Annotated in this window: 1 protein-coding gene; it reads left to right on the forward strand. The window is 58.2% G+C overall.

Annotated elements, in window-relative coordinates:
* Positions 1-596 (forward strand): EF-Tu C-terminal domain-related protein (locus tag AC07S4_RS30380; RefSeq protein WP_494990134.1); only part of this gene is annotated, 596 nt, incomplete at both ends.

Here is a 596-nt window from a genome sequence, read left to right on the forward strand (position 1 = left end):
GCACTGGACGGCGACACCGGTCCTCTGGGCGAAGTAGCCATCATGGCTCTGGCCGACGCACTGGACAGCTACATCCCTACGCCAGAGCGCGCAGTGGACGGCGCCTTCCTGATGCCAGTGGAAGACGTGTTCTCGATCTCGGGCCGCGGCACCGTTGTTACCGGTCGCGTTGAGCGCGGTATCATCAAAGTCGGCGAAGAAATCGAAATCGTTGGTATCACCGACACCGTCAAGACCACTTGCACCGGCGTGGAAATGTTCCGCAAGCTGCTGGACCAGGGTCAAGCCGGCGACAACGTTGGTCTGCTGCTGCGCGGCACCAAGCGTGAAGACGTACAGCGTGGTCAGGTTCTGGCGAAGCCAGGCTCGATCAAGCCGCACAACCACTTCACCGGCGAGATCTATGTTCTGTCGAAAGACGAAGGCGGCCGTCATACTCCGTTCTTCAACAACTATCGTCCACAGTTCTACTTCCGTACCACCGACGTGACCGGTTCGATCGAACTGCCAGCGGACAAAGAAATGGTTATGCCAGGCGACAACGTGTCGATCACTGTTAAGCTGATCAACCCGATCGCTATGGAAGAAGGTCTGCG

Source organism: Pseudoduganella sp. GW821-FHT05F09, from assembly GCF_059419605.1.